The organism is Pseudomonas beijingensis, from assembly GCF_030687295.1.
GTDB lineage: Bacteria > Pseudomonadota > Gammaproteobacteria > Pseudomonadales > Pseudomonadaceae > Aquipseudomonas > Aquipseudomonas beijingensis.
In genome coordinates, this window is record NZ_CP117425.1 from 6,026,231 (window position 1) to 6,052,241 (window position 26,011).

The following is a 26,011-nucleotide window of genomic DNA, read 5'->3' on the forward strand; positions in this document are numbered from 1 at the left end:
AAGCCTTGCTCCCACGGGGTTTGCGCCGGGCGGACAATCAGCGCCGCCCTTTGCTTGCCGCCCGCCACAGCGGTCTTTAGACTTACGCCTCATTTCAACGCGAGCAGGGTCGATGCCAGCTGCCTTTCCCCCCGATTCCGTTGGTCTGGTGACGCCGCAAACGGCGCATTTCAGCGAGCCCCTGGCCCTGGCCTGCGGCCGTTCGTTGCCAGCCTATGACCTGATCTACGAAACCTACGGCACCCTCAATGCCACGGCGAGCAATGCCGTGCTGATCTGCCACGCCTTGTCGGGGCATCACCACGCCGCCGGCTACCACAGCGTCGACGACCGCAAGCCCGGCTGGTGGGACAGTTGCATCGGCCCGGGCAAGCCCATCGACACCAGCAAGTTCTTCGTGGTCAGCCTGAACAACCTGGGCGGCTGCAACGGTTCCACCGGCCCCAGCAGCCTCAACCCGGACACCGGCAAGCCCTTCGGCGCCGATTTCCCGGTGCTGACCGTGGAAGACTGGGTCCACAGCCAGGCGCGCCTGGCCGACCGCCTCGGTATCGGCCAGTGGGCCGCCGTGATCGGCGGCAGCCTGGGCGGCATGCAAGCCCTGCAATGGACCATCACCTACCCGGACCGCGTGCGTCATTGCCTGGCAATCGCCTCGGCCCCCAAGCTGTCGGCGCAGAACATCGCCTTCAACGAAGTGGCGCGCCAAGCGATCCTCACCGACCCGGAATTCCACGGCGGTTCGTTCCAGGAACACGGCGTGATCCCCAAGCGCGGGTTGATGCTGGCGCGGATGGTCGGGCACATCACCTACCTGTCCGACGACTCCATGGGCGAGAAATTCGGCCGTGGCCTCAAGAGCGAAAAGCTCAACTACGACTTCCACAGCGTCGAGTTCCAGGTCGAGAGCTACCTGCGCTATCAGGGTGAAGAGTTCTCCGGGCGTTTCGACGCCAACACCTACCTGTTGATGACCAAGGCGCTGGACTACTTCGATCCGGCGGCGAACTTCGACGATAACCTGGCGAAAACCTTCGCCAATGCCACCGCCAAATTCTGTGTGATGTCGTTCACCACCGACTGGCGCTTCTCCCCGGCGCGCTCGCGGGAGCTGGTGGACGCGCTGATGGCCGCGCGCAAGGACGTCTGCTACCTGGAAATCGACGCGCCCCAGGGCCACGACGCCTTTTTGATCCCGATCCCGCGCTACCTGCAGGCGTTCGGCAACTACATGAACCGTATAACGCTGTGAGGACGCCATGAGAGCCGATCTGGACATCATCCAGGAATGGATCCCCGCCGGCAGCCGCGTGCTCGACCTGGGCTGCGGCAACGGCGAACTGCTGACCTGGCTGCGAGACAACAAGCAAGTCACCGGCTACGGCCTGGAAAACGACCCGGACAACATCGCCGAATGCGTGGCCAAGGGCATCAACGTGATCGAGCAGGACCTGGACAAGGGCCTGGGCAACTTCGCCAGCAACAGCTTCGACATCGTGGTCATGACCCAGGCCCTGCAAGCGGTGCACTACCCGGACAAGATCCTCGACGAAATGCTGCGGGTCGGGCGCCAGTGCATCATCACCTTCCCCAACTTCGGCCACTGGCGCTGCCGCTGGTACCTGGCGAGCAAGGGCCGCATGCCGGTCTCGGATTTCCTGCCCTACACCTGGTACAACACGCCGAACATCCACTTCTGTACCTTCGAGGATTTCGAAGCGCTGTGCCGCGAACGTGAAGCCAAAGTCATCGATCGCCTGGCCGTGGACCAGCAGCACCGCCACGGGTGGGCCAGCAAGCTATGGCCTAATCTGTTAGGTGAAATAGGCATCTATCGGGTCAGCAGCCCAGGCCTTGCCGATCATCAGGTCGCGGTGTGAGCCCCCGGCCTTACCAGGAGCACGACATGAAACGTCTAGCGTTGTTTCTCATCACCGCTTGCCTGAGCGTTGGCGCCTTGGCCGCCGATGTCATCAAGGCCGAGCGGATGGAAAAATTCGGTGATATCACCGTGCATTACAACACCTTCAATTCCACCTTCCTGACGCCGGACATTGCCAAGGCAGCCGAGCTGACTCGCGGCAAGAATCAAGGCGTGATCAATGTTTCGGTGATCAAGGGCGGCAAGCCTCTGATGGCTCAAGTCAGCGGCTCGGTCAAGGATCTCACCAGCAGCTCCGTCCCGCTGAAATTCAAGCAAGTGATTGAGCAAGGCGCGATCTACTACATCGCCCAGTACCCGGTGGAACAACAGGAAGTCCGGACCTTCGAAATCGAGGTGCAAACCGGCGACAAGATCAACACCCTCAACTTCAACCAGGAACTGTTCCCGGGCCAATGATCAACCTTACCCAACTCGTATTGGCCAGCCACAACGCCGGCAAACTCAAGGAACTGCAGGCCATGCTCGGCGGGTCGGTGCAGTTGCGCTCGATTGGCGAATTCAGCCAGGTGGAACCGGAAGAGACCGGCCTGTCGTTCGTCGAGAACGCCATCCTCAAGGCCCGTAATGCCGCGCGCATCTCGGGCCTGCCGGCGCTGGCCGACGATTCCGGGCTGGCCGTGGACTTCCTCGGCGGCGCACCGGGCATTTACTCGGCCCGTTACGCTGATGGCAAAGGTGACGCGGCGAACAACGCCAAGCTGCTCGACGCCCTCAAGGATGTGCCCGAAGCCGAGCGTGGCGCGCAGTTCGTGTGCGTGCTGGCCCTGGTGCGCCACGCCGACGATCCGTTGCCGATCCTCTGCGAAGGCCTGTGGCCCGGGCGCATTCTCACCGAAGCCAGCGGCGAGCACGGTTTTGGCTATGACCCGTTGTTCTGGGTGCCGGAGCGCGATTGCTCCAGCGCCGAGCTGGGGCCGGTGGAAAAGAACCAACTGAGCCACCGCGCCCGCGCCATGGCCCTGCTGCGTCAACGCCTGGGCCTGCAATGATCGACGACGCTCCCGCACCGCTGATCCATGGCGGTGTACAAACGCCTCGGGCGCCACTGCCGGTGCTGCCGCCCCTGGCGTTGTACGTCCACATCCCGTGGTGCGTGCGCAAATGCCCGTATTGCGACTTCAACTCCCACACCGCCAGCCCGCAACTGCCGGAAGAGGAATACGTCGACGCCCTGCTGGCCGACCTCGACCAGGATTTGCACGCGGTTTACGGTCGCCCGTTGAGCTCGATCTTTTTCGGTGGCGGCACTCCAAGCCTGTTCAGTGCCCAGGCCCTGGGGCGGTTGCTCAAAGGTGTCGAGGCACGGATACCGTTCGCCCAGAACATTGAAATCACCCTGGAAGCCAACCCCGGCACGTTTGAACAAGAAAAATTCGTCGCTTACCGGGCCTTGGGCATCAATCGCCTGTCCATTGGCATCCAGAGCTTCCAGCAGGCCAAGCTCGAAGCCCTGGGCCGGATCCATAACGGTGACGAGGCGGTGCGCGCCGCTGGCATGGCCCGACAAGCCGGGTTCGACAACTTCAACCTGGACCTGATGCATGGGCTGCCCGATCAGTCCCTCGACGACGCCTTGAGCGACCTGCGCCAAGCCATCGCCTTGAAACCGACCCACCTGTCCTGGTACCAGTTGACGTTGGAGCCGAACACGGTGTTCTGGAACCAGCCGCCGACCTTGCCCGAAGACGACACGCTGTGGGACATCCAGGAAGCCGGGCAAGCCTTGCTGGCCGAACACGGCTACGCTCAATACGAAGTCTCGGCCTACGCCCAGCCCGATCGGGCGGCGCGACATAACCTCAATTACTGGAGCTTCGGCGACTTTATTGGCATCGGCGCCGGCGCCCACGGCAAGCTCAGCCATCCGGACGGGCGCATCGTGCGCACCTGGAAGACCCGCCTGCCCAAGGACTATCTCAACCCGGCCAAAAGCTTCCAGGCAGGCGAGAAAACCCTGGCCAATGAAGAACTGCCGTTCGAGTTCCTGATGAACGCGCTGCGCCTGACTGCGGGCGTGGAAGCGCGGCTGTACCCGGAACGCACCGGGCTGCCCCTGCAAAGCCTGGCCAAAGGCCGGCGCGAGGCCGAACAAAGCGGGTTGTTGCAGGTCGAACCGACACGTCTGGCGGCCACCGAGCGCGGACAGTTGTTTCTCAATGACTTGCTACAGACATTTCTGAGCTGATCAACACAAGGAAATCGAATGGATCTGGTACTCGACCTGCTGGCCACCGTATCCCGCTGGAGCCGCAGCAACCTGTCGGAAATCTCCCTGGCATTGGTAGGCTGCCTGCTGGTGCTGTTTGGTGCCGACATCAAGGGCTGGGTCGAACAACGCCTGGGCAGCATCGCCGGCGCCTTGCGCGTCCCGTTGATCGCCCTGCTGTGCATGATCGGCAGCGGCGCCGCGCTGATCTATGCCACGCCGTGGATCGTCAGGGGCTTGAGCCAGTTCAACAACTACAGCCTGGCGCCGGTGTTGTTGGTGGTGCTGGTGTTGATTGGCGTGGTGGCGGATCGGCGCTGATCCGACAGCCATCACAAAACAACTGTGGGAGCGAGCTTGCTCGCGATGAGGCCATAACATCCAACATCAATGTTGACTGTCATGCCGCCATCGCGAGCAAGCTCGCTCCCACAGGGGATCCCGTTTCAGCAGGGGCTTCGGTGTTTAAGCCACCTTCTCGAACTTCAAATCCCAAACCCCATGCCCAAGCCGTTCGCCACGGCGCTCGAACTTGGTGATCGGCCGTTCGGCGGCGGTCGTGGCACGCACTTGCCGTCTTCGGCCAGGTTGCGATAACCCGGGGCGACGTTCATCACTTCCAGCATGTACTCGGCGTAGGGTTCCCAGTCGGTGGCCATGTGCAGCACACCGCCGACCTTCAATTTACTGCGCACCAGTTCAGCGAACGATGCCTGGACGATACGGCGCTTGTGGTGCCGGCTTTTGTGCCAAGGATCCGGGAAAAACAGCATCAACCGGTCAAGACTGTTGTCGGCCACGCAGCGGTTGAGCACTTCGATGGCGTCGCAATCGTAGACCCGCAGGTTGGTCAGCCCTTGAGTCAGCACGCCGTTGAGCAACGCACCGACGCCGGGACGGTGGACTTCCACGCCGATGAAATCCTGCTCCGGCGCAGCGGCGGCCATTTCCAGCAACGAGTGGCCCATACCGAAGCCGATTTCCAGCGAGCGCGGAGCCGAGCGGCCGAAGACCTGGTCAAAATCCACCGGTGCGTCGGCCAGGGGCAGGACGAATAAAGGCGCGCCCTGCTCCAGGCCGCGCTGCTGGCCTTCAGTCATGCGCCCGGCGCGCATCACGAAACTCTTGATGCGGCGGTGCTGGCGCTCTTCGCCGTCTTCCGGCAGGACCGGCGTGTCGTTCGATTCAGTCATCAATGGCTCTTACTTGATCAGACCATCCAGCGGCGAGGAGGCGCTGGCGTAAAGTTTTTTCGGCATGCGGCCGGCCAGGTACGCCAGGCGACCGGCGACGATGGCGTGCTTCATGGCTTCGGCCATCAGGACCGGCTGCTGCGCATGGGCGATGGCAGAGTTCATCAGCACCGCTTCGCAACCCAGCTCCATGGCGATGGTGGCGTCGGAGGCGGTACCGACACCGGCATCCACCAACACCGGGATCTTGGCTTCTTCCAGGATGATCTGCAGGTTGTACGGGTTGCAGATCCCCAGGCCAGTGCCGATCAGGCCGGCCAGCGGCATGACCGCGATGCAGCCGATTTCCGCCAATTGACGGGCGATGATCGGGTCATCGCTGGTGTAGACCATCACGTCGAAACCTTCCTTGACCAGGGTTTCGGCGGCCTTGAGGGTTTCGATCACGTTGGGGAACAGGGTTTTCTGGTCCGCCAGTACTTCCAGCTTCACCAGATTGTGGCCGTCGAGCAGCTCACGGGCCAGGCGGCAGGTGCGCACGGCCTCGATGGCGTCGAAGCAGCCGGCAGTGTTCGGCAGGATGGTGTAGCGATCCGGCGGCAGGATATCCAGCAGGTTCGGTTCGCCCGGGTTCTGGCCGATGTTGGTCCGGCGCACGGCGACGGTCACGATCTCGGCGCCCGAGGCCTCGATGGCCAGGCGGGTTTCTTCCATGTCGCGGTATTTGCCGGTACCTACCAGCAAGCGCGACTGGTAGGTACGACCGGCCAGGACGAAGGGCTTGTCGCTACGAACGATGCTCATGGGAAATCCTCTGTTGGGGTGAGGTTCTTGCGAAATGCTGCGAAACCGAGGCGACTAGCCACCGCCGATGGCGTGGACCACTTCGACGCTGTCGCCATCGTTCAACGTGGTTTCGGCGTGCTGGCTGCGCGGGACGATATCCAGATTGAGCTCCACCGCGACGCGGCGTCCGGTAAGTTCCAGACGGGTCAGCAGGGCCGCAACGGTTTCACCGTCGGGCAGTTCAAGGGGGTTCGCCGTTCAACTGAATGCGCATGCCGGATGCCGTCATCATTTTTAGGGGCTGGCATTCTAGCCCGATCAGTCTGGGTGACCCAAGCCATTCGTCATGAAATGGACCGGCAGGTCAGCCCAGCCGCCAGGCGGCAAGCCCCAGGCACAACCAGGCCGATCAGGAACGCCACGCCACCCAACGGAGTGATGATGCCCAGCTTGCTGATGCCCGTGAGCGTCAGCAGGTACAGGCTGCCGGAGAACAACAGGATGCCGATGACAAAGGAAATTCCGGCCCAAGTGACGATGCGCCCGGGAATGTGCGTGGCCAGCAGCGCAACGCCCAGCAACGCCAGGGTGTGCACCAGTTGGTAGGTGACGCCGGTGTGGAAAATCGCCAGGTAATCGGCGCTCAGGCGGTTTTTCAGGCCATGGGCGGCGAATGCACCCAGCGCCACGCCCGTGAAACCGAAGAAAGCCGCCAGCATCAGAAAGCTACGCAACATGGGAACACCAGCAGACTCGGTGGACAGGGTCTGTATAATGGCCCGCTCGACGGGTTCGGCCAAGCCATCTCTATGCTGCGTACATTGTTTCGACGATTCCTTAAAGCCCTGCTCTGGTTCGCCGTCGGCAGCGTTGTGCTGGTGCTGCTGTTTCGCGTGGTGCCGCCGCCGTTCACGGCGTTGATGATCGAGCGCAAGGTTGAATCCTGGTTCGGCGGTGAACCGATCGACCTGCAACGCACCTGGCAGCCTTGGGACCAGATCTCCGACAGCCTCAAAGTCGCAGTGATCGCTGGCGAAGACCAGAAATTCCCCGAGCACTGGGGCTTCGACATCGGCGCGATCCAGGCCGCCTTCGCCCACAATGGCCGTGGCGGTTCGATTCGCGGCGCCAGCACTCTCAGCCAGCAAGTGTCCAAAAACCTGTTCCTGTGGTCGGGCCGCAGCTGGCTGCGCAAAGGGCTGGAGGCCTGGTTCACCGCGCTGATCGAAGTGTTCTGGCCCAAGCAGCGGATCCTTGAGGTGTACCTCAACAGCGTCGAGTGGGATGACGGTGTGTTCGGGGCGGAAGCGGCGGCACGGCATCATTTCCGCACCAGCGCCGACGCCTTGTCCCGGCAACAGGCCAGCCTGCTGGCGGCGGTATTACCCAACCCGCGCAAATGGAGCGCCAGCCGGCCGAGCCCCTACGTGCTACGGCGGGCGGGCTGGATTCGCCAGCAGATGAGCCAGTTGGGAGGCGACAGTTATTTGCTGGGGCTCGATCATGCGCGGCGGGCGCCTTGGGCGCAGTAGACCAAACACCGACATTCAACTGTGGGAGCGAGCTTGCTCGCGATGGCGGAGGGTCAGGCAGCATCGATATTGAATGATAAGCCGCCATCGCGAGCAAGCTCGCTCCCACAGGGGGTCTGCGGCGAATCCGAGATTGAGCGCACACAAAAACGCCCCGATCATCACTGATCGGGGCGTTTTTTGTTGCCGCTATCGCAGGTCAAGCCGCAATCGACACCTTGAGCTTGTTCATCGCGCTCTTCTCAAGTTGGCGAATCCGCTCTGCCGACACGTTGTACTTCTGCGCGAGGTCGTGCAGCGTGGCCTTTTCCTCGGCCAGCCAGCGCTGGTAGAGGATGTCGCGGCTGCGTTCGTCCAGCACTTCCAAGGCTTCGTGCAGGTTGGTGTTGGAGTTGTCGCTCCAGTCGGCGTCTTCCAGTTGACGCGCCGGGTCGTACCGGTGGTCTTCCAGGTAGTTGGCCGGCGATTGGAAAGCGCTGTCGTCGTCCGCTTCGGCAGCCGGGTCGAAGGCCATGTCATGGCCCGTCAGGCGGCTTTCCATCTCGCGCACTTCCCGAGGCTCTACACCCAGGCTTTCAGCCACGCGATGGACTTCTTCGTTGTTCAGCCAGGCCAGACGCTTCTTCTGGCTGCGCAGGTTGAAGAACAGCTTGCGCTGGGCCTTGGTGGTCGCGACTTTCACGATGCGCCAGTTGCGCAGGATGAACTCGTGGATTTCCGCCTTGATCCAGTGCACCGCAAACGACACCAGGCGCACGCCCATTTCCGGGTTGAAACGCTTGACCGCTTTCATCAGGCCGACGTTGCCTTCCTGGATCAGGTCGGCCTGGGCCAGCCCGTAGCCGGAATAGCTGCGGGCGATATGTACGACAAAACGCAGGTGGGCGAGCACCATCTGCCGAGCCGCCTCAAGATCCTGCTCATAATAGAGACTCTCGGCCAGTTCACGCTCCTGCTCGGGCGTCAGCAATGGAATGCTGTTCACCGTGTGCACATAGGCCTCCAGGTTCGCACCCGGGACCAGAGCATAAGCAGGTTGCAAAGAAGTGGTCATACGAAAAAACCTCCGACTCACATAACTCGTGCAGTTCAGCACTGCGAAAATTGACCGGGAACCCTAAGACAAGTTCCCACAAAAACCGAAAGGTCAATACGCGCAAAAAACCCTATTTTGGCGCAAGCTCACGCAAGTGGCGTGCGACCGCAATCCATGCACCGATATAACCCAACAGCACCGCGCCAAGCAAGAGCGACAGACCGTCGGCGACTGGCACTCCGGCCAGCGAAAAATCACTGCCGTACAAACCGGCCAGCCCCACTACCGCATCGTTCAGCCAGTCCAGGCCAAACGCCAATACGCCCCAGGACAGAATCCCGGCACCGAAGCCATACAGCGCCCCCATATAAAGGAAGGGCCTGCGTACATAACTGTCCGTACCGCCGACGAGTTTAATCACTTCTATCTCGGTGCGGCGGTTTTCAATATGAAGACGAATGGTATTGCCTATCACCAAAAGTAATGCAGAAACCAGCAGCACCGTCAGACCGAAGACAAACCGGTCGCCGAGCTTGAGGATCGCCGCAAGACGCTCGACCCAGACTAGATCAAGTTGCGCCTGTTGTACCTTCGGCAACTCGGAAAGTCTTTGTCTTAATGCTTCAAGGGCGGGCTTGTCGACCTCGTTCGGCGTCACCAGCACCACGCCCGGCAGCGGGTTCTCCGGCAGCTCCTTGAGGGCGTCGCCCAGGCCGGACTGTTGCTGGAACTCTTCCAGCGCCTGCTCGCGGCCGATGTACTCGGCTTCGGCCACGCCCGGCATGGCCTTGATCTGCTCACGCAACGCTTGGCCTTCGCCGGGGCTGGCGTCCATCTGCAGGTACAGGGAAATCTGCGCCGCGCGCTGCCAGGAGCCGCCCAGGCGCTCCACATTATTCAGCAATAATGACAGGCCCATAGGCAGGCTCAAGGCAACCGCCATCACCATGCAGGTAAAGAAGCTGCCGATGGGTTGCTTGCCCAGGCGCCGCAGGCTGTCCAGCAGGCTGGCGCGATGGCTTTCGATCCAGGCGCGCAGCAGCGTGGCGAAGTCCGGGCCGTCGTCATCGTCGCGTTTTTTCTTTTGCGGCTGCGGATCGGAGGCCTTCGGGGCCACGCGTTCGGCCACTTTCGGGCTGCGAGTAGCACTCATACGCCGGCCTCCCCGTCACCAATCAGGCGTCCGCGCTGCAACGTGAGCATGCGGTGACGCATGCGCGCGATCAACGCCAGGTCGTGACTGGCGATCAGCACGCTGGTGCCCAGACGGTTGATGTCTTCGAACACGCCCATGATTTCCGCCGCCAGGCGCGGGTCGAGGTTACCAGTGGGTTCGTCCGCCAGCAGCAAGGCCGGGCGATGGACGATGGCGCGGGCGATGCCGACGCGCTGTTGCTGGCCGGTGGACAGGTCGCCCGGATACAGGTCGGTCTTGTCCGACAGGGCCACGCGCTCCAGGGCCGAGTCCACCCGCTTGATGATCTCGGCCTTGGACAGGCCAAGGATCTGCAACGGCAACGCCACGTTGTTGAACACCGTGCGGTCGAACAGCAACTGGTGATTCTGGAACACTACACCGATCTGCCGCCGCAGGTAGGGGATCTGGGCATTGCTGATGGTGCTCAGGTCCTGGCCGGCCAGCAGCAGTTTGCCAGTGGAAGGCCGCTCCATCGCCAGCAGCAGGCGCAGCAAGGTACTTTTACCGGCGCCGGAATGGCCGGTGACAAACAGAAACTCGCCCCGACGGACCCGAAAGCTCAGCTCATGCAAGCCGACGTGACCGTTCGGATAGCGTTTACCGACCTGTTCGAAACGAATCATGAGTGCTCCCGTTCGGCAAACAGTGCCTGGACAAAGGGCTCGGCTTCAAAGGTGCGCAAATCGTCAATGCCTTCGCCCACGCCGATGTAGCGAATGGGCAGGCCGAACTGCTTGGCCAGGGCGAAAATCACCCCGCCCTTGGCGGTGCCGTCGAGCTTGGTCAGAGCCAGCCCGGTCAGTTCGACGGTCTGGTTGAATTGCTTGGCCTGGTTAATGGCGTTCTGGCCGGTACCGGCGTCCAGCACCAGCAGCACTTCGTGAGGCGCATCGGCGTCGAGCTTGCCGATCACCCGGCGTACCTTCTTCAATTCTTCCATCAGGTTGTCTTTGGTGTGCAGACGACCGGCCGTGTCGGCGATCAGCACATCGATGCCACGGGCCTTGGCCGCCTGCACCGCGTCGAAGATCACCGAAGCGGAGTCGGCGCCGGTGTGCTGGGCGATCACCGGGATCTTGTTGCGCTCGCCCCACACTTGCAGCTGTTCGACCGCGGCGGCGCGGAAGGTGTCGCCGGCAGCCAGCATGACTTTCTTGCCTTCGAGTTGCAGCTTCTTGGCCAGCTTGCCGATGGTGGTGGTCTTGCCGGCGCCGTTGACGCCCACCACCAGAATCACGAATGGTTTGTTCTGCGAGGTGATCACCAGTGGTTGTTCCACCGGCTTGAGCATGTTGGTCAACTCGCCTTGCAGGGATTTGTACAACGCGTCGGCGTCGGTCAGTTGCTTGCGAGCAACCTTTTGGGTCAGGCTCTGGATGATCACCGAGGTCGCCTCGACACCGACATCGGCGGTGAGCAGGCGGGTCTCGATGTCTTCCAGCAATTCGTCATCGATGACTTTCTTGCCCAGGAACAGGCTGGCCATGCCTTCGCCGATGCTGGCGCTGGTCTTGGACAGGCCCTGCTTGAGACGGGCGAAGAAGCCGACTTTGTTCTCTTCAGCCGTGCGGGCCGGCTCGACTGGGACCAAAGCTTCAACCGGAGCGGGTTCTGGTTCAGGTTCAGGGGCGGACTGCGAAGCGACAGGTGCAATGACAACCGTCGAGGCCTCGGCAATCGGCGCCACACCCTGTACCACGACAGGTTGTGTCGCGGCCGGAATCGGTGGGGTGATATGCGCGGCTTGCTCGTCTTCGACCAGCGCCACCGGCTCTTCTGCAACCGGCAGGGTCAGCCAGGGAGTGGATTCGACGGGCGGGGTCAGCGGCTGTTCGGCCACAGGCTCAGGGGCGACCGGTTGCAGGATCGGTTCGGCAATCGGCAGGATGATTGGCGCGGCGTCCTCTTCCACCGCTTCGGCGGCGGGCTCAGGCAGCGCTTGTGGCTGTTCGACGACGGTTTCCTGCGGCTTCTTGCGCAGCCATCCGAACAGGCCTTTTTTCTCGCCAGCCGCAGCTGGGGTCTTCTTGTCGTCGTTGGAACCAAACATGGAGGACGGCTATCTCACGGTAGCGACGCGCCACGAGGGCGCCTCGGTGATAAATATTCAATGCTGAACAGACTGCGTTTCATCCAGCTTGTTCACGCGCAACATTTTGTCGAAGCGTCCCCAGGACGCCTCAAAGTCGATTTTTTCGAAGGACTGGTACGGCATCATCGGCGAAAACGCCGGGATCAACGAGCAAACCCAGCGTTTCTCCGGAGAACCCAGACAACCCCGGGCCGATAAAAGGCCCGATAGGCGTGGCCGCCAGTAAAACGGATCAGTATCCTAGCACCTCCTCGCCTGCTGAGGCTAAGACCTAGCAGGCAACCCAACAGGTTTAAACACGAATGAATGCTCTTGCCCGCCGCGCCGCAGGCCTGCTGCTCAGCACAGTTTGTCTGCCTCTTTCAGCCTTGGCTGCCGACCCACAACCCACCCATGAATTCACCCTCGACAACGGCCTGAAGGTCGTCGTGCGCGAAGACCATCGTGCGCCGGTGGTGGTCTCCCAGGTCTGGTACAAGGTGGGTTCCAGCTACGAGACGCCAGGCCAGACCGGTTTGTCCCACGCCCTTGAGCACATGATGTTCAAGGGCAGTGAAAAAGTCGGCCCCGGCGAAGCGTCGCTGATCCTGCGCGACCTCGGTGCCGAAGAGAACGCCTTCACCAGCGACGATTTCACCGCCTACTACCAGGTGCTGGCCCGCGACCGCCTGGGCGTGGCCTTCGAGCTGGAAGCCGACCGCATGGCCAGCCTGCGCCTGCCGCCGGAGGAGTTCAGCCGCGAGATCGAGGTGATCAAGGAAGAGCGCCGCATGCGCACCGACGACAAGCCCATGTCCAAGGCCTACGAGCGCTTCAAGGCCATGGCTTACCCGGCCAGCGGCTACCACACGCCGACCATTGGCTGGATGGCCGACCTGGACCGGATGACCGTCGAGGAACTGCGCCACTGGTACGAGTCCTGGTACACCCCGAACAACGCGACCCTGGTGGTGGTCGGCGACGTGACACCGGACGAGGTCAAGTCCCTGGCCCAGCGCTATTTCGGCCCGATTGCCCGGCGCGCGGTGCCGGTGGCGAAAATCCCCCTGGAGCTGGCCGAACCCGGCGAGCGCCAGATCACCCTGCATGTGCAGACCCAACTGCCCAGCGTGATGCTGGCCTTCAACGTGCCGAGCATCGCCACCGCGACGGACAAGACGTCGGTCAACGCGCTGCGGCTGATCTCAGCCCTGCTGGACGGCGGCTACAGCGGCCGGATCCCAACCCAACTGGAGCGCGGCGAGGAGTTGGTGTCCGGCGGCTCGTCGAACTACGACGCCTTCACCCGCGGCGACACGCTGTTCACCTTGTCGGCGACACCCAACACGCAGAAAAACAAAACCCTCGCCCAGGCCGAAGCAGGTTTGTGGCGCTTGCTTGAGCAGTTGAAAACCACTGCCCCGACCGCCGACGAACTGGAACGCGTGCGCGCCCAGGTCATCGCCGGCCTGGTGTATGAGCGCGACTCGATCACCAGCCAGGCCACCGCCATCGGCCAGCTGGAAACCGTCGGCTTGTCCTGGAAGCTGATGGACACAGAGCTCGCTGAACTGCAAAGCGTGACCCCGCAAGACATCCAGAAGGCAGCCCAGCTGTATTTCACCCGCTCGCGCCTGAGCGTTGCGCACGTCCTGCCCGAGGAGAAAGCTCATGAATGAGCGCAAATCATCGCGCCTGGTGCTGATCGGCCTGGTTTTGCTCGCCTTGGCCTGCGCCCTGGCCTTTTACCTGTCGCCGTCGAGCAACTCCGACGCCAGCCAGGCATTGGACAAGGCCAAGTCCGGCAATAAGCTGCAATCGTTGGCCGAACTGGACGACAAGGCGCCCAGCCGGCGCCAGCTCGACGTACAAACCTGGAAAACCGCTGACGGCGCCAAGGTGCTGTTCGTCGAAGCCCGGGAATTGCCGATGTTCGACCTGCGCCTGACCTTCGCCGCCGGCAGCAGCCAGGACGGCGACGCCCCCGGCCTCGCCCTGCTGACCAACGCCATGCTCAACGAAGGCGTGGCCGGCAAGGACGTCGGCGCCATCGCCCAAGGTTTCGAAAGCCTCGGCGCGGACTTCGGCAACGGTGCCTACCGGGACATGGCCGTAGCGTCCCTGCGCAGTCTCAGCGCAGCCGACAAGCGTGAACCGGCCTTGAAGCTGTTCGCCGAAGTCGTCGGCAAACCGACCTTCCCCGCCGACTCCTTCGCCCGGATCAAGAACCAGATGCTGGCCGGTTTCGAGTACCAGAAACAGAACCCCGGCAAACTGGCGGGCCTGGAACTGATGAAGCGCCTGTACGGCGAGCATCCTTATGCCCACTCCAGCGACGGCACCGCCGACAGCATCCCACCGATCACTCTGGCCCAGGCCCGCGCTTTCCACGCCAAGGCCTACGCTGCCGGCAACGCAGTGATTGCGCTGGTGGGGGATTTGTCCCGCGCCGAAGCCGAAACGATTGCCAACCAGGTGTCCGCCGCCCTGCCCAAGGGCCCGGCCCTGGCGAAAACCCCGCCACCGGTAGAACCGAAAGCGAGCATCGGGCACATCGAGTTCCCGTCCAAGCAGACCAACCTGATGCTCGCGCAACTGGGCATCGACCGCGACGATCCGGACTATGCCGCGGTGTCCCTGGGCAACCAGATCCTCGGCGGCGGTGGCTTCGGCACGCGACTGATGACTGAAGTTCGCGAAAAACGCGGCCTGACCTACGGCGTGTACTCCGGCTTCACGGCGATGCAGGCCCGCGGCCCGTTCATGATCAACCTGCAAACCCGTGCCGAGATGAGCGAGGGCACCTTGAAACTGGTGCAGGACGTGTTCGCCGACTACCTCAAGAACGGTCCGACCCAGAAAGAACTCGATGACGCCAAGCGTGAGTTGGCCGGCAGTTTCCCGCTGTCCACCGCCAGCAATGCCGACATCGTCGGCCAGCTCGGCGCCATGGGCTTCTATGACTTGCCGCTCAGCTACCTGGAAGACTTCATGCGCCAATCCCAGGAACTGACGGTCGAGCAGGTCAAGGCCGCGCTGAACAAACACCTGAGTACCGATAAAATGGTCATCGTCACCGCCGGCCCGAGCGTGCCGCAAAAGCCGTTGCCGCCCCCTACTGACAAACCTGCCGAGCAGCCGCTCGGGGTTCCGGAGCACTAATGGCCCGCCCATCGAATTCCAGCAAGAAACCCGTGCACAACGGTGTGAACCAGTTGCGCATCATCGGCGGCGAATGGCGCAGCCGGCGCCTGAGCTTCCCGGATGCCCCAGGGTTGCGCCCCACCCCTGACCGCGTGCGGGAAACCCTGTTCAACTGGCTCGCGCCCTACGTGGCAGGCGCCCGGGTGCTCGACCCGTTCGCCGGCAGCGGCGCGCTGTTTCTCGAGGCCCTGTCCCGTGGCGCCGCCATGGGCCAGGCGCTGGACGCCAGCAACCTGGCGGTCTCCAGCCTGAAGGAACACCTGGGCACCCTGCGTTGCACCGTCGGTCAGGTGCAAACCGCCGACGCACTGCGCTACCTGGACAGCCAACCGGCGACGCCTTTCGACCTGGTGTTCCTCGACCCGCCTTTCAACCAGAACCTGTTGCCGACCGTCTGCGCCTTGCTCGAGGAACGTCAGTGGCTGGCCGAGGATGCCTGGGTCTACACTGAAAGCGAGACCGCCCCGTCCACCCTGGGCTTGCCGGGCAACTGGCGCTTGCACCGCGAGCAGAAATCAGGACGGGTGTATTACGCGTTGTGGCAGCGTCTGACAAAGGACATGGGCTGAACGGCTGCCCCGTGCATCGAGAATAATAATGATGTCCGCCGCATCTGAACGTTTCGTCCCTGCTCCGGGCCTTGGCAACCCGCACCTGCAGACCTTATGGGGCCCGTTATGGCGCCAGACCACCCACATCGAGCGCCAACGCGAGCGCCTGTGGCTGGAAGACGGTGATTTCCTCGACCTCGACTGGCACGGCCCACACAGCGCCGAGGCGCCGCTGGTGTTGGTGTTGCACGGGCTGACCGGCTCTTCCAACTCGCCTTACGTGGCCGGGTTGCAGCAGGCACTCGGTCGCCAGGGCTGGGCCAGCGCGGCCTTGAACTGGCGCGGATGCTCGGGCGAGCCGAACCTGCTACCCCGCAGCTATCACTCGGGCGTCAGCGAAGACCTGGCCGCCGCCATTGCCCACTTGCGTGCCCGACGGCCCTTGGCGCCGCTGTTTGCGGTGGGTTATTCACTGGGCGGCAATGTGTTGCTCAAGCACTTGGGGGAAGCCGGCCGCGACAGCCAGTTGCAAGGCGCGGTGGCGGTCTCGGTACCGTTTCGCCTCGACCAGTGCGCCGATCGCATCGGCCAGGGATTTTCCAAGTTCTACCAGGCGCACTTCATGCGACAGCTGGTGACCTATGTGCGCAACAAGCAACGCCGGTTCCAGCACGACGGACGCCACGAAGGCCTGGCGACCCTGTCGGCGCTTGGCCCGCTGGAGAACATGCGCACCTTCTGGGACTTTGACGGCCGGGTGACGGCGCCGCTGCACGGGTTCTCCGACGCGGCGGACTACTACCGCCGCGCCTCCAGCCGCTATTTCATGGCGGGCATCAGCACGCCGACCCTGGTCATCCAGGCCGCCGACGATCCTTTTGTATTTCCCCACAGCCTGCCCGAACCCGGCGAGTTATCCGCCTCGACCCAACTTGAACTGCATGCCCGGGGCGGGCATGTGGGTTTTGTCGACGGAACCCTGCGGCGCCCGGGGTATTACCTGGAGCGGCGGATCCCTGATTGGCTGGCCAGCCTGGGGCGCGGCTGACGATTCGCAGACAACAAAAATCACTGTGGGAGCGAGCCTGCTCGCGATAGCGGTGGGACAGCGACATTGAGGTTGACTGACCCACCGCCATCGCGAGCAAGCTCGCTCCCACAGTTTTTTCCGGGGTGTTCGCGGAGTGGATGCTCACTAAGAATCCCCTGTGGGAGCGAGCTTGCTCGCGATAGCGGTGGGGCAGCGACATTGAAGTTGTCTGACACACCGCCATCGCGAGCAAGCTCGCTCCCACAGAGACTTGGAGGGGTGAGCGTTATTCGCCCTTCGCCACGCCCCGCTGGGGATCATTGATCCATTCACTCCACGAGCCGGCGTACAGCCGCCCCAAGGGATACCCTGCCAGGCACAAGGCAAAAAGGTTGTGGCACGCCGTCACACCGGAGCCGCAGTACGCCACCAGTTCGGTGGGCGAACGTTCGCCCAGTTTTTCGGCGAAGCGCTGCTTGAGCTGATCAGCCGGCAAGAAGCGTCCATCGGCGCCCAGGTTGTCGGTAAACGCTGCGCACTGGGCGCCCGGGATATGCCCGGCCACTGGGTCGATCGGCTCGATTTCGCCCTTGAAACGCGGCAGCGCCCGGGCATCCAGCAGGGTCATGGCCGATTCACCGAGACGTTGTTGCAGCGCTTGCGCATTGATCAGCAGGCTCGCATCCGGCGCCCCCGTGAAAGTCCCGAGGCTGTTCTGCGGCGGATCCAGGCTCAAGGGCAAGCCGGCGGCGTGCCAGGCCTTGAGCCCACCGTCGAGGATGTACACACCATCGCGCTTGCCCAGCCAGGCCAGCAGCCACCAGGCCCGGGCGGCATAGGCGCCGGGGCCGTCGTCATACAGCACGACGTCGCTGTCGTTATCCAGCCCCCAAGCCTTGAGACGCGCGATCAAGGCCTCGGGCTCCGGCAGCGGATGACGCCCGGTCACGCCTTTGGTCACCGGCCCGCTCAGGTCGCGCTCAAGGTCCGCGAACGACGCCCCGGCAATGTGGCCCTCGGCATAGCTGCGTTGGCCGTAATCCGGATCTTCCAGGGCAAAACGGCAATCGAGGATGACCAGCCCGGGCTGTGATCGCCGCTGTTCGAGGGCTTGGGGGCTGATGAGTTGCGCGATGGGCATGGTGAGCTCCTGTGGCTGAGTCGGGGTCGGTCCTACTGCCCTTCCTCCAGGGTCTGGGCCAGTGGGACGTAATATTCATTGAACAGCGCATCCACCGCCTCGCGGGCCTGGTCGGTCACGAAACCGGCTTCCAGCACCAGCACCTGATAGACGCCGCGCTTGATGGCCTGCTCACTCAGGTGGCTGAAATTTTCCCGCGTGGTGCACAGAAACCGCACCCAGGACGTGAGGATGATCCAGGCGTTGAGGGTCAGGGACTCGATCTGCACCCGGTCCATCTTCAGGATGCCGGCGGCAACAAAGCCCTCGTAGATCGCGGTGCCGTGGATCAGGCAGCGCTGGGAAAACCGCCGATAGCGGGCCGCAAGGTCCGGATCGCTGTCGAGCAGATGCTCCAGGTCCCGGTGCAGGAAGCGGTAACGCCACATGGCCGCCAACAGTTCCTGCAGGTAGAAGCGCTTGTCATCCACCGTGGCCGCCCGGCCCTGGGGCGGACGCAGGAAGCTGTCCACCAGATTCTCGTATTCACTGAACAGCACGGCGATGATCGCCTGCTTGTTGGGGAAGTGGTAATAGAGATTGCCCGGGGACATGTCCATGTGGGCGGCGATGTGATTGGTGCTGACGCTGCGCTCACCCTGTTGGTTGAACAGCTCGAGGCTGTTTTGCACGATGCGCTCGCTGGTTTTCATTCGTGGGGCCATGGTTTGGGCTTTAATTCGACGAAGGCATTGATCGGCATCTTACGACCTATCGGTCACAGGAAAAACCCACAGCCGTTGCGGATGTCATTGACTTTCTAGAGTATAAGCTCTAGAAAACACCCATTCTAATAATATCCGGTGCCTGACGATGCCTGCCGACGTTGCCTACCTGCACGAGTCTCAACAACAACTGGAGGAGCTGCGGTCGCTCTTCGATGCCCAGCGCCAGGCCTACGCTGCCCACCCGATGCCACCGGCCGAACAGCGCCGACAATGGCTCAAGGCACTGCGCGAGGTATTGAGCAACGAACGACAAGCCTTGATCGACGCCATCAGCCAGGATTTCAGCCACCGCAGCGCCGACGAAACCCTGTTGGCCGAACTGATGCCGAGCCTGCACGGCATCCATTACGCCAGCCGCCATCTCCAAGGCTGGATGAAACCCTCCCGACGCAAGGTAGGCATGGCCTTTCAACCGGCCTCAGCCAAGGTGATCTATCAGCCGTTGGGCGTCGTCGGGGTCATCGTGCCGTGGAACTACCCGCTATTCCTGGCCATCGGGCCACTGGTCGGGGCATTGGCGGCCGGCAACCGGGTGATGCTCAAGCTCAGCGAATCGACACCGGCGACCGGCTTGCTGCTCAAGCAATTGCTGGCCCGTGTCTTCCCCCAAGACCTGGTGTGCGTGGTGCTCGGCGAGGCAGAGGTGGGCATGGCGTTTTCCAAGCTGCCCTTCGATCACCTGTTGTTCACCGGTGCCACCAGCATTGGCAAACATGTCATGCGCGCCGCTGCCGAAAACCTGACCCCGGTCACCCTGGAGCTGGGTGGGAAATCGCCGGCCATCGTGTCGGTCGATGTCCCCATCAAGGACGCCGCCGAACGCATTGCCTTCGGCAAAACCCTGAATGCCGGGCAAACCTGTGTCGCCCCGGACTACGTGCTGGTGCCGCAGAACCGCGTCGGCGAGTTCGTCGAGGCGTATCGCGAGGCGGTCCGCGGGTTTTATCCGACCCTGGCGAACAACCCGGACTACACCGCCATCATCAACGAACGACAACTGGCGCGGCTCAACGGCTACATCAGCGACGCCACCGGCAAGGGCGCGTTGCTGATCGAGCTGTTCGAACAAGGCCAGGGCCGCCGCATGGCCCATAGTCTGCTGCTCAACGTCAACGATGAGATGACCGTCATGCAGGACGAGATCTTCGGCCCGCTGCTGCCCATCGTTCCTTATGACAATCTGGACCAGGCGTTTGCCTACATCAATCAGCGCCCCCGCCCGCTGGCGCTCTACTACTTCGGCTACAACAAGGCCGAACAGCATCGTGTGCTCCACGAAACCCATTCCGGCGGCGTCTGCCTGAACGACACGCTGTTGCACGTCGCCCAGGATGACATGCCGTTCGGCGGCATCGGGCCCTCGGGAATGGGGCATTACCATGGGCATGAGGGTTTCCTGACCTTCAGCAAGGCCAAGGGCGTGCTGACCAAACAGCGATTCAACGCGGCGAAGCTGATTTATCCGCCCTACGGCAAGCCCTTGCAGAAGCTGATCCAGAAGCTGTTTGTCCGCTGACGCGTCTCTTGCCGGGTAATCACAACAATGAACCCCAGCCTCACTGATACCCCCGCGCTGTCACGGCGCGGCCTGCTGAAATTCAGCCTCGGCGCCAGCGCCTTCCTGGCCACCGTCGGGCTGGGCGCCAGCCTGAGCGGTTGCTCGCCTAGCCAACCGGCCAACGGCCTGGCGGCACTGCGCGACAGCGACCTGGCGTTTTTACGCGCCGTCATCCCCGTGATGCTGGACGGTGCAATGGCCATCGGGCAGCTCCCTGCCGCCATTGACGCGACCCTGGGCAGCCTGGACAGAAGCCTGGCCCACTTGTCCCCCGCCATGCTCAAGCTCACGCATCAGCTGTTCGATGTGCTTACGCTGGGCGTGACCCGTGGCCCCCTGACCGGGGTTTGGGGGGCGTGGGAAAATGCCAGTGCCGATGACATCCGCCAGTTCCTCGACCGGTGGGAAAACAGTTCGCTGGACCTGCTGCGACAAGGCCACAGTTCGTTGCTGCAATTGGTGATGATGGCCTGGTACACCCAATCCGAAGCCTGGGCGCATTGCGGGTATCCAGGACCGCCAACGGTCTGAAAGCCAGACCCCGACCCCCTGTGGGAGCGAGCTTGCTCGCGATAGCGTCGCATCAGCCACCTATCGATTGACTGACACACCGCTATCGCGAGCAAGCTCGCTCCCACAAAGGGCCTATCGCAATCTCATAACAATAAGAGAGCCCTGAACATGCCCCTACCCGATCCCTTCCGCGAAGGCCTCGCTCGTGGCTGGACCACCTACAACGGCGCGCAGCTGACCGAAGATCTGACCCTGGAAGCCGACGTGGCCATCGTCGGCAGCGGTGCCGGTGGCGGCACCACGGCGGAAATTCTCAGTGCTGCCGGCTACCGCGTGTTGCTGATCGAGGAAGGGCCGCTTAAGACCAGCCATGACTTCAAGCTGCTCGAAGACCAGGCCTACAGCAGCCTGTACCAGGAAGGCCTCGGGCGCATGAGCAAGGACGGCGCCATCACCATTCTCCAGGGCCGGGCGGTCGGTGGCACGACGCTGATCAATTGGACCTCCAGCTTCCGCCCCCCCGACCAGACCCTCGACCACTGGGCCGCCGAGCACAACGTCAAGGGCCACGGCCGCGTCGAGATGGCGCCTTGGTTTACGCAGATGGAACAACGCCTGGGCGTGGCGCCGTGGTTCGTCCCGCCCAACGCCAACAATGACGTGATCCGCAAAGGCTGTGAACAATTGGGCTACGCCTGGCACGTCATCCCGCGCAACGTCCGCGGCTGCTGGAACCTGGGTTATTGCGGCATGGGCTGCCCGACCAACGCCAAGCAGTCGATGCTGGTCACCACCATCCCGGCCACGTTGGACAAGGGTGGCGCGCTGCTTTACCTGGCGCGGGCCGAGCGCCTGACGATCAAAAACGATGCCGTCGTAGGCATCGAGTGCCAGGCCATGGACGAGCGTTGCGTGGTGCCGACCGGGCGGCGTATCACCATCAAGGCGCGGCACTACGTGCTGGCGGGCGGCGGCATCAACAGCCCGGGCCTGCTGTTGCGCTCCGCGGCGCCAGACCCGCACGAACGCTTGGGCAAGCGCACTTTCCTGCACTTGGTGAACATGTCCGCAGGGCAATTCGACGAGGTCATCAACCCGTTCTACGGTGCGCCGCAATCGATTTATTCGGATCACTTCCAATGGCAGGACGGGATCACCGGCAAGATGTCCTACAAGCTCGAAGTCCCACCCTTGCACCCGGCCCTCGCGACCACGTTATTGGGTGGGTTCGGCCCCGAGAACGCCTTGCACATGTCCCGACTGCCCCACACCCACGCCATGCTCGCGCTGTTGCGCGACGGTTTTCACCCAGACAGCCCCGGCGGTCGCGTCGAGTTACGCAGCGACGGCACGCCCGTGCTCGACTACCCCGTTTCGCCGTATACCTGGGACGGCTTGCGCCGGGCCTTCCACAGCATGGCCGAGATCCAGTTTGCCGGCGGCGCCAAGGCAGTGATGCCCCTGCACAACGACGCCCGCTACGTGAAGACCCTGGCCGAAGCCCGCACGCTGATCGACGGGCTCGACCTGGCCTTGTACCGCACGCGCCTGGGCAGTGCCCACGTGATGGGTGGCTGCGCCATGGGTGAGGACCCGAAAACCGCCGTCACCGACAGCCTGGGCCGCCATCACCAATTGGGCAACCTGTCGATCCATGACGGCTCGCTGTTCCCCACCAGCATCGGCGCCAACCCGCAATTATCGGTGTATGGGCTGACCGCACAATTGGCGACGGCCCTGGCCGAACGCCTGAAAACGCCATGAATATCCCAAGGCTATTCACTTAAATTAAAGGATGGTTTGAATCATTGTGGCGAGGGGATTTATCCCCGCTGGGCTGCGCAGCGGCCCCAAAAAGGCTGAATGCAACCAGCCTGGCACACTGCAGTGGCTGGGTTCAGGGCCGCTTCGCAGCCCAGCGGGGATAAATCCCCTCGCCACAGATTCATCTGCTTACTTAGGTGCGCAACATTGCATGGATATCTGGACTATTCGCAGCGTCTATAGTGCTTTCTTATCCAACAGCCGACTTGGCCGACCGAGAAGGCTGCGATACCATCCGACTCCCCAACGGACTCCCGCCAGGACGACGCGATGAACCGAGTGTTGTACCCAGGTACCTTCGACCCTATTACCAAGGGCCATGGCGATCTGGTCGAACGCGCCGCGCGCCTGTTCGACCATGTGATCATTGCCGTCGCCGCCAGCCCGAAGAAGAACCCGCTGTTCCCGCTGGAGCAACGTGTGGAACTGGCCCGCGAGGTCACCAAACACCTGCCCAACGTGGAAGTGGTCGGTTTCTCGACGCTTTTGGCCCACTTTGCCAAGGAAAAGAACGCCAATGTGTTCCTGCGCGGCCTGCGTGCGGTCTCGGACTTCGAGTACGAGTTCCAACTGGCCAACATGAACCGCCAACTGGCACCGGACGTCGAGAGCCTGTTCTTGACGCCGTCGGAGCGCTACTCCTTCATTTCCTCGACCCTGGTACGGGAAATCGCGGCGTTGGGCGGTGATATCACCAAGTTCGTCCACCCGGCCGTGGCCGATGCGCTGACCCTGCGCTTCAAGAAATAACCGGCTGGCGCTGCGAGCCACCTCGCAGCGCTACGCAGTCCATCGCGCCCGCGTGCACTGCGCTCGCCAATGCGGCACAATTGCGCCCATACGTTTTCAGATGCCCGGGCCAAACGCCCCGGCAGGAGCCTGCATGTCCCTGATCATCACCGACGACTGCATCAATTGCGACGTCTGCGAACCCGAATGCCCGAACGAGGCCATTTCCCAAGGCGAGGAGATCTACGTCATCGACCCGAACCTGTGCACCCAGTGCGTCGGCCATTACGACGAACCCCAGTGCCAGCAGGTTTGCCCGGTCGATTGCATCCCGCTGGACGAGGCTCATCCGGAGACGGAAGAGCAGTTGATGGCGAAATATCGCAAGATCACTGGCAAGGCTTGAATTTTGGGCGGCCCTGCTGGCCCCATCGCGAGCAAGCTCGCTCCCACAAGGGATTTGCTTCAGCCCCCAATGGTGTAGACACAGCAGATCCCTGTGGGAGCGAGCTTGCTCGCGATGAGGCCATCAGCCACACCCCAAAACCAACTGTCACTCCTGCCGCTCAAACCCCTCCCCCACACACCCCAGGCACCGCACGAACGTGGCCTTCGCCGGGTCCACCACCAACGCCTTCCCCGCATCACCGACCCCGCCACCCAGCGCGGTAAAGGGCAACGACACCACGAACGCCCCAGCCCCGATCACCGTGGCGGCGAGCAGCAGTGGGCGAGCGATCAGCAGATCACCGATCATGGCAAAAGCCGGCGGATTCTGGATGGTGTAGCGCGGGTCGCCGCTGCCGCTGCTTGCCAGGGCAGGCAAACCGATACTCAGCAGCAGCGCTAGAACGACAGGTCGAAGAGGTTTCATCGGGCGATCCTTCGGCTAAAGCAGTTGACTACTGACTATAGACCGTCGGACGCATCAGCTCTGGCAGCGTGGACACCAGACACTCGCGCGCTGGCCCAGGCGGATTTCCCGCAGCCCCGTGCCACAGACCTTGCACAACTCCCCGCCCCGGCCGTAGACGAACAGCTCCTGCTGGAAATAGCCGGGGCTGGCCGTCCCCACCGATGAAATCCCGCAACGTGGTGCCGCCGCGCTCGATGGCATGGGCGAGGATGCGCTTGATCTCGATCGCCAGCTTCAGGTAACGCGCCCGGGAAATGCCCCCCGCGGCCCGGCGCGGGTCGATCCCGGCGGCGAACAGCGCCTCGGTTGCGTAGATATTGCCCACGCCCACCACCACCGCGTTGTCCATGATGAACGGCTTGACCGCCATGGAGCGCCCCCGGCGAAAGCTGGAACAACCGTTCGCCATCGAACAGATCGGTCAACGGCTCGGGGCCGAGGCGAATCAGCAACTCGTGATTGAGTGGGTCGAGGCTCCAGAGCATCGCGCCGAAACGCCGAGGGTCGGTGTAGCGCAAGGCCAGGCCGGACTCCAGCTCGATGTCCACGTGCTCGTGCTTGAGGGCCGGCATGCCAACCTCCACCAGGCGCAGGTTGCCGGACATACCCAGATGGCTGATCAACGTGCCGACCTCGGCATTGATCAACAGGTACTTGGCCCGCCGCTCCACCTGCACGATGCGCTGGCCCGAGAGCCGCACGTCGAGATCTTCCGGGATTGGCCAGCGCAGGCGGCGGTCGCGGACCACCACGCGACTGACCCGCTGGCCTTCAAGGTGGGGCGCGATACCGCGACGGGTGGTTTCGACTTCCGGCAGTTCTGGCATGGGGTTCTCGCGTCAGGCGACGCCGCGCACTCAACGAGAGGCGAGGTCGCGAATTTCCTGTTTCTGGGTCTGGAAGTCGTATTCCGACAAACCGATGTAGTCGAGCACCAGGCTGCCGACGCTATCCCACTCATGGTCTTCGGCCTGATTGCCGAGCACCCGGTGGGACGCACAGATGTTCTCGGACATCTTCAGGATCGCCAGCAGGTTTTTCAACTGGCTGTTGTTGCGTGAAGAGTCGTCGCTGAACACCGCCAGGGCGTTGTGGTGGTTGGCGATGGCCTGGCTGACGTGATCCGGCAGGCGCCAGGATTTGGAGGTGTAGTAGCCGACCACCGCATGGTTGGTGTTGAACACGCGGTTCTCGGTGTCCACCAACCGGCACTCGGCGCTGGCATTGGCGTAGGCCTCTTCCAGCACGCTCATGTAGTTGGGGAACTGCTTGAGCATCAACGGCACGCCGCAATCGTGGAACAACCCCAAGGCATAGGCTTCGTCACCGTTCTCCAGGCCGACACGCTTGGCCAGGGTCAGGCAGGTCATCGCCACGTCCTGGGCCGTATCCCAGAAGCGGTTCAGGGTCACGATGGCGTCGTCGTGCAGCTCGCCCTTGATCGACTGCGCATTGATCAGGTTGATGATCGAACGGCTGCCCAGCAGGTTCACCGCGCGCTGGATCGAGGTGATCTTGTTGCGCAGGCCGTAATACGGCGAGTTGACGATCTTGAGCAAGGCCCCCGAGAGACCCGGGTCCTGGGAGATCAACTTGGCGATGGTCTCCAGGTCCGGGTCGGGCATGTACTGCTCCATCTGCAGATCCACCATGATCTGCGGCTGGGGCGGCACACTGATCCCTTGCAGGGACTGTTGGATCTGTTCGGCGGAAAGTTCTTTGGACATGAGTACACACTCTGGGTCAGGCGGGGATTCTAACCCTGAAAGATGGATCCGATATACCGCCGGGTAGATCGGCGGAACTTTCAT

25 protein-coding genes and 4 pseudogenes are annotated in these 26,011 nt (G+C 62.7%); 16 read left to right on the forward strand and 13 right to left on the reverse strand.

Translation table 11 applies throughout. The annotated features are described in order from the left end of the window. The first annotated feature begins 112 nt into the window (after nt 1–112). Genes metX through PSH84_RS26835 form a run of 6 tightly spaced genes read left to right on the forward strand, consistent with a single transcriptional unit; the run spans nt 113 to nt 4,472 of the window. Nucleotides 113–1,252, forward strand: coding sequence for a homoserine O-succinyltransferase MetX (gene metX / locus PSH84_RS26810; protein WP_095962437.1), 1,140 nt, complete (start codon nt 113–115; stop codon nt 1,250–1,252). Nucleotides 1,253–1,259: 7 nt separating this feature from the next. Beyond that, nucleotides 1,260–1,880, forward strand: coding sequence for a methionine biosynthesis protein MetW (gene metW / locus PSH84_RS26815; RefSeq protein WP_305468753.1), 621 nt, complete (start codon nt 1,260–1,262; stop codon nt 1,878–1,880). A 26-nt stretch (nt 1,881–1,906) separates the two neighbouring features. Further along, on the forward strand, nt 1,907–2,341 hold the full coding sequence (locus PSH84_RS26820; RefSeq protein WP_305468754.1) for a DUF4426 domain-containing protein: 435 nt from the start codon (nt 1,907–1,909) through the stop codon (nt 2,339–2,341). Next, nucleotides 2,338–2,934 (forward strand): RdgB/HAM1 family non-canonical purine NTP pyrophosphatase, encoded by a 597-nt coding sequence (gene rdgB, locus PSH84_RS26825; protein WP_122567404.1) that lies wholly within the window; start codon nt 2,338–2,340, stop codon nt 2,932–2,934. The genes PSH84_RS26820 and rdgB overlap by 4 nt, the downstream gene beginning before the upstream one ends. Beyond that, nucleotides 2,931–4,130: a radical SAM family heme chaperone HemW gene (gene hemW / locus PSH84_RS26830; protein ID WP_305468755.1), complete on the forward strand. Its 1,200-nt coding sequence runs from the start codon at nt 2,931–2,933 to the stop codon at nt 4,128–4,130. The genes rdgB and hemW overlap by 4 nt, the downstream gene beginning before the upstream one ends. A gap of 18 nt (nt 4,131–4,148) precedes the next feature. Continuing rightward, nucleotides 4,149–4,472 carry a DUF3392 domain-containing protein gene (locus PSH84_RS26835; RefSeq protein WP_014340681.1) on the forward strand — a complete coding sequence of 108 codons (324 nt, stop codon included), beginning with the start codon at nt 4,149–4,151 and terminating at the stop codon, nt 4,470–4,472. Between the two features lie 144 nt (nt 4,473–4,616). On the opposite strand, the pseudogene trmB reads toward PSH84_RS26835, so the two are convergent. The 4 genes and pseudogenes from trmB to PSH84_RS26855 form a co-directional block, all read right to left on the reverse strand. Continuing rightward, nucleotides 4,617–5,344, reverse strand: a pseudogene (gene trmB / locus PSH84_RS26840) (tRNA (guanosine(46)-N7)-methyltransferase TrmB). 9 nt (nt 5,345–5,353) lie between these two features. Then, the gene (locus PSH84_RS26845; protein WP_060740195.1) at nt 5,354–6,148 is read right to left on the reverse strand and encodes a thiazole synthase; all 795 of its coding nucleotides are present in this window, start codon (nt 6,146–6,148) and stop codon (nt 5,354–5,356) included. 54 nt (nt 6,149–6,202) lie between these two features. Next, nucleotides 6,203–6,404: pseudogene (gene thiS / locus PSH84_RS26850) on the reverse strand (sulfur carrier protein ThiS). 90 nt (nt 6,405–6,494) lie between these two features. Next, a pseudogene (locus PSH84_RS26855) lies at nt 6,495–6,867 on the reverse strand (DUF423 domain-containing protein). Between the two features lie 72 nt (nt 6,868–6,939). On the opposite strand from PSH84_RS26855, the gene mtgA reads away from it, so the two are divergent. Further along, nucleotides 6,940–7,662, forward strand: a complete 723-nt coding sequence (gene mtgA / locus PSH84_RS26860) for a monofunctional biosynthetic peptidoglycan transglycosylase (protein ID WP_122567407.1) — start codon at nt 6,940–6,942, stop codon at nt 7,660–7,662. 199 nt (nt 7,663–7,861) lie between these two features. Here the strand turns inward: mtgA and rpoH are convergent, their stop codons facing one another. The 4 genes from rpoH to ftsY form a co-directional block, all read right to left on the reverse strand. Then, nucleotides 7,862–8,716 carry an RNA polymerase sigma factor RpoH gene (gene rpoH / locus PSH84_RS26865; protein WP_003177476.1) on the reverse strand — a complete coding sequence of 285 codons (855 nt, stop codon included), beginning with the start codon at nt 8,714–8,716 and terminating at the stop codon, nt 7,862–7,864. A gap of 112 nt (nt 8,717–8,828) precedes the next feature. Continuing rightward, nucleotides 8,829–9,851: a permease-like cell division protein FtsX gene (gene ftsX / locus PSH84_RS26870; protein WP_122567408.1), complete on the reverse strand. Its 1,023-nt coding sequence runs from the start codon at nt 9,849–9,851 to the stop codon at nt 8,829–8,831. Further along, nucleotides 9,848–10,519, reverse strand: coding sequence for a cell division ATP-binding protein FtsE (ftsE, locus tag PSH84_RS26875; protein ID WP_003177474.1), 672 nt, complete (start codon nt 10,517–10,519; stop codon nt 9,848–9,850). The genes ftsX and ftsE overlap by 4 nt, the downstream gene beginning before the upstream one ends. Further along, the gene (ftsY, locus tag PSH84_RS26880) at nt 10,516–11,946 is read right to left on the reverse strand and encodes a signal recognition particle-docking protein FtsY (protein WP_305468757.1); all 1,431 of its coding nucleotides are present in this window, start codon (nt 11,944–11,946) and stop codon (nt 10,516–10,518) included. Before ftsY ends, ftsE begins: the two co-directional genes overlap by 4 nt. A 344-nt stretch (nt 11,947–12,290) precedes the next feature. On the opposite strand from ftsY, the gene PSH84_RS26885 reads away from it, so the two are divergent. Genes PSH84_RS26885 through PSH84_RS26900 form a run of 4 tightly spaced genes read left to right on the forward strand, consistent with a single transcriptional unit; the run spans nt 12,291 to nt 16,770 of the window. Further along, nucleotides 12,291–13,646, forward strand: a complete 1,356-nt coding sequence (locus PSH84_RS26885; RefSeq protein WP_122567410.1) for a M16 family metallopeptidase — start codon at nt 12,291–12,293, stop codon at nt 13,644–13,646. After that, a complete protein-coding gene (locus PSH84_RS26890) occupies nt 13,639–15,129 on the forward strand; it encodes a M16 family metallopeptidase (RefSeq protein ID WP_305468758.1) in 1,491 nt (496 codons plus the stop codon). Before PSH84_RS26885 ends, PSH84_RS26890 begins: the two co-directional genes overlap by 8 nt. Continuing rightward, nucleotides 15,129–15,740, forward strand: coding sequence for a 16S rRNA (guanine(966)-N(2))-methyltransferase RsmD (rsmD, locus tag PSH84_RS26895; RefSeq protein ID WP_122567412.1), 612 nt, complete (start codon nt 15,129–15,131; stop codon nt 15,738–15,740). Before PSH84_RS26890 ends, rsmD begins: the two co-directional genes overlap by 1 nt. A 31-nt stretch (nt 15,741–15,771) precedes the next feature. Next, nucleotides 15,772–16,770, forward strand: a complete 999-nt coding sequence (locus tag PSH84_RS26900) for a hydrolase (RefSeq protein ID WP_122567813.1) — start codon at nt 15,772–15,774, stop codon at nt 16,768–16,770. A gap of 268 nt (nt 16,771–17,038) precedes the next feature. Here the strand turns inward: PSH84_RS26900 and PSH84_RS26905 are convergent, their stop codons facing one another. Then, entirely contained in the window at nt 17,039–17,893 is an 855-nt protein-coding gene (locus PSH84_RS26905; protein ID WP_305468759.1) for a sulfurtransferase, read from the reverse strand. Nucleotides 17,894–17,925: 32 nt separating this feature from the next. Beyond that, nucleotides 17,926–18,597 carry a TetR/AcrR family transcriptional regulator gene (locus PSH84_RS26910; RefSeq protein ID WP_122567414.1) on the reverse strand — a complete coding sequence of 224 codons (672 nt, stop codon included), beginning with the start codon at nt 18,595–18,597 and terminating at the stop codon, nt 17,926–17,928. A 148-nt stretch (nt 18,598–18,745) separates the two neighbouring features. Here PSH84_RS26910 and PSH84_RS26915 point away from each other — a divergent pair, with 148 nt between their 5' ends. From PSH84_RS26915 to PSH84_RS26935, 5 genes are all read left to right on the forward strand, one after another. Further along, on the forward strand, nt 18,746–20,176 hold the full coding sequence (locus tag PSH84_RS26915; RefSeq protein WP_305468760.1) for a coniferyl aldehyde dehydrogenase: 1,431 nt from the start codon (nt 18,746–18,748) through the stop codon (nt 20,174–20,176). Nucleotides 20,177–20,203: 27 nt separating this feature from the next. Further along, nucleotides 20,204–20,749: a twin-arginine translocation pathway signal protein gene (locus tag PSH84_RS26920; RefSeq protein WP_122567416.1), complete on the forward strand. Its 546-nt coding sequence runs from the start codon at nt 20,204–20,206 to the stop codon at nt 20,747–20,749. Between the two features lie 150 nt (nt 20,750–20,899). Next, a complete protein-coding gene (locus PSH84_RS26925) occupies nt 20,900–22,495 on the forward strand; it encodes a GMC family oxidoreductase (protein WP_305468761.1) in 1,596 nt (531 codons plus the stop codon). Between the two features lie 330 nt (nt 22,496–22,825). Then, nucleotides 22,826–23,305 (forward strand): pantetheine-phosphate adenylyltransferase, encoded by a 480-nt coding sequence (coaD, locus tag PSH84_RS26930; RefSeq protein WP_003177462.1) that lies wholly within the window; start codon nt 22,826–22,828, stop codon nt 23,303–23,305. Between the two features lie 133 nt (nt 23,306–23,438). After that, nucleotides 23,439–23,690: a YfhL family 4Fe-4S dicluster ferredoxin gene (locus PSH84_RS26935; protein ID WP_003206534.1), complete on the forward strand. Its 252-nt coding sequence runs from the start codon at nt 23,439–23,441 to the stop codon at nt 23,688–23,690. A 147-nt stretch (nt 23,691–23,837) separates the two neighbouring features. On the opposite strand, the gene PSH84_RS26940 is transcribed toward PSH84_RS26935, so the two are convergent. The 3 genes and pseudogenes from PSH84_RS26940 to PSH84_RS26950 all read right to left on the reverse strand — a co-directional run bounded on the left by PSH84_RS26940 (nt 23,838) and on the right by PSH84_RS26950 (nt 25,873). Next, complete coding sequence (locus PSH84_RS26940) at nt 23,838–24,158, reverse strand: multidrug transporter (RefSeq protein WP_122567418.1); 321 nt, start codon at nt 24,156–24,158, stop codon at nt 23,838–23,840. A gap of 54 nt (nt 24,159–24,212) precedes the next feature. Continuing rightward, nucleotides 24,213–25,027: pseudogene (gene mutM / locus PSH84_RS26945) on the reverse strand (bifunctional DNA-formamidopyrimidine glycosylase/DNA-(apurinic or apyrimidinic site) lyase). A 30-nt stretch (nt 25,028–25,057) separates the two neighbouring features. Further along, nucleotides 25,058–25,873: an HDOD domain-containing protein gene (locus PSH84_RS26950; protein ID WP_305483200.1), complete on the reverse strand. Its 816-nt coding sequence runs from the start codon at nt 25,871–25,873 to the stop codon at nt 25,058–25,060. Nucleotides 25,874–26,011 lie beyond the last annotated feature (138 nt).

What these genes read in the sequence shown, in the direction of transcription:
- PSH84_RS26835 (WP_014340681.1), top strand. Translation starts at nt 4,149, where the DNA reads ATGGATCTGGTACTCGACCTGCTGGCCACCGTATCCCGCTGGAGCCGC.
- ftsE (WP_003177474.1), bottom strand. Translation starts at nt 10,519, where the DNA reads ATGATTCGTTTCGAACAGGTCGGTAAACGCTATCCGAACGGTCACGTC.
- PSH84_RS26920 (WP_122567416.1), top strand. Translation starts at nt 20,204, where the DNA reads ATGAACCCCAGCCTCACTGATACCCCCGCGCTGTCACGGCGCGGCCTG.
- metW (WP_305468753.1), top strand. Translation starts at nt 1,260, where the DNA reads ATGAGAGCCGATCTGGACATCATCCAGGAATGGATCCCCGCCGGCAGC.
- rsmD (WP_122567412.1), top strand. Translation starts at nt 15,129, where the DNA reads ATGGCCCGCCCATCGAATTCCAGCAAGAAACCCGTGCACAACGGTGTG.
- mtgA (WP_122567407.1), top strand. Translation starts at nt 6,940, where the DNA reads ATGCTGCGTACATTGTTTCGACGATTCCTTAAAGCCCTGCTCTGGTTC.
- rpoH (WP_003177476.1), bottom strand. Translation starts at nt 8,716, where the DNA reads ATGACCACTTCTTTGCAACCTGCTTATGCTCTGGTCCCGGGTGCGAAC.
- PSH84_RS26905 (WP_305468759.1), bottom strand. Translation starts at nt 17,893, where the DNA reads ATGCCCATCGCGCAACTCATCAGCCCCCAAGCCCTCGAACAGCGGCGA.
- PSH84_RS26900 (WP_122567813.1), top strand. Translation starts at nt 15,772, where the DNA reads ATGTCCGCCGCATCTGAACGTTTCGTCCCTGCTCCGGGCCTTGGCAAC.
- ftsY (WP_305468757.1), bottom strand. Translation starts at nt 11,946, where the DNA reads ATGTTTGGTTCCAACGACGACAAGAAGACCCCAGCTGCGGCTGGCGAG.
- PSH84_RS26915 (WP_305468760.1), top strand. Translation starts at nt 18,746, where the DNA reads ATGCCTGCCGACGTTGCCTACCTGCACGAGTCTCAACAACAACTGGAG.
- coaD (WP_003177462.1), top strand. Translation starts at nt 22,826, where the DNA reads ATGAACCGAGTGTTGTACCCAGGTACCTTCGACCCTATTACCAAGGGC.
- PSH84_RS26845 (WP_060740195.1), bottom strand. Translation starts at nt 6,148, where the DNA reads ATGAGCATCGTTCGTAGCGACAAGCCCTTCGTCCTGGCCGGTCGTACC.
- metX (WP_095962437.1), top strand. Translation starts at nt 113, where the DNA reads ATGCCAGCTGCCTTTCCCCCCGATTCCGTTGGTCTGGTGACGCCGCAA.
- PSH84_RS26925 (WP_305468761.1), top strand. Translation starts at nt 20,900, where the DNA reads ATGCCCCTACCCGATCCCTTCCGCGAAGGCCTCGCTCGTGGCTGGACC.
- rdgB (WP_122567404.1), top strand. Translation starts at nt 2,338, where the DNA reads ATGATCAACCTTACCCAACTCGTATTGGCCAGCCACAACGCCGGCAAA.
- PSH84_RS26885 (WP_122567410.1), top strand. Translation starts at nt 12,291, where the DNA reads ATGAATGCTCTTGCCCGCCGCGCCGCAGGCCTGCTGCTCAGCACAGTT.
- PSH84_RS26935 (WP_003206534.1), top strand. Translation starts at nt 23,439, where the DNA reads ATGTCCCTGATCATCACCGACGACTGCATCAATTGCGACGTCTGCGAA.
- PSH84_RS26820 (WP_305468754.1), top strand. Translation starts at nt 1,907, where the DNA reads ATGAAACGTCTAGCGTTGTTTCTCATCACCGCTTGCCTGAGCGTTGGC.
- PSH84_RS26890 (WP_305468758.1), top strand. Translation starts at nt 13,639, where the DNA reads ATGAATGAGCGCAAATCATCGCGCCTGGTGCTGATCGGCCTGGTTTTG.
- PSH84_RS26910 (WP_122567414.1), bottom strand. Translation starts at nt 18,597, where the DNA reads ATGGCCCCACGAATGAAAACCAGCGAGCGCATCGTGCAAAACAGCCTC.
- ftsX (WP_122567408.1), bottom strand. Translation starts at nt 9,851, where the DNA reads ATGAGTGCTACTCGCAGCCCGAAAGTGGCCGAACGCGTGGCCCCGAAG.
- PSH84_RS26940 (WP_122567418.1), bottom strand. Translation starts at nt 24,158, where the DNA reads ATGAAACCTCTTCGACCTGTCGTTCTAGCGCTGCTGCTGAGTATCGGT.
- hemW (WP_305468755.1), top strand. Translation starts at nt 2,931, where the DNA reads ATGATCGACGACGCTCCCGCACCGCTGATCCATGGCGGTGTACAAACG.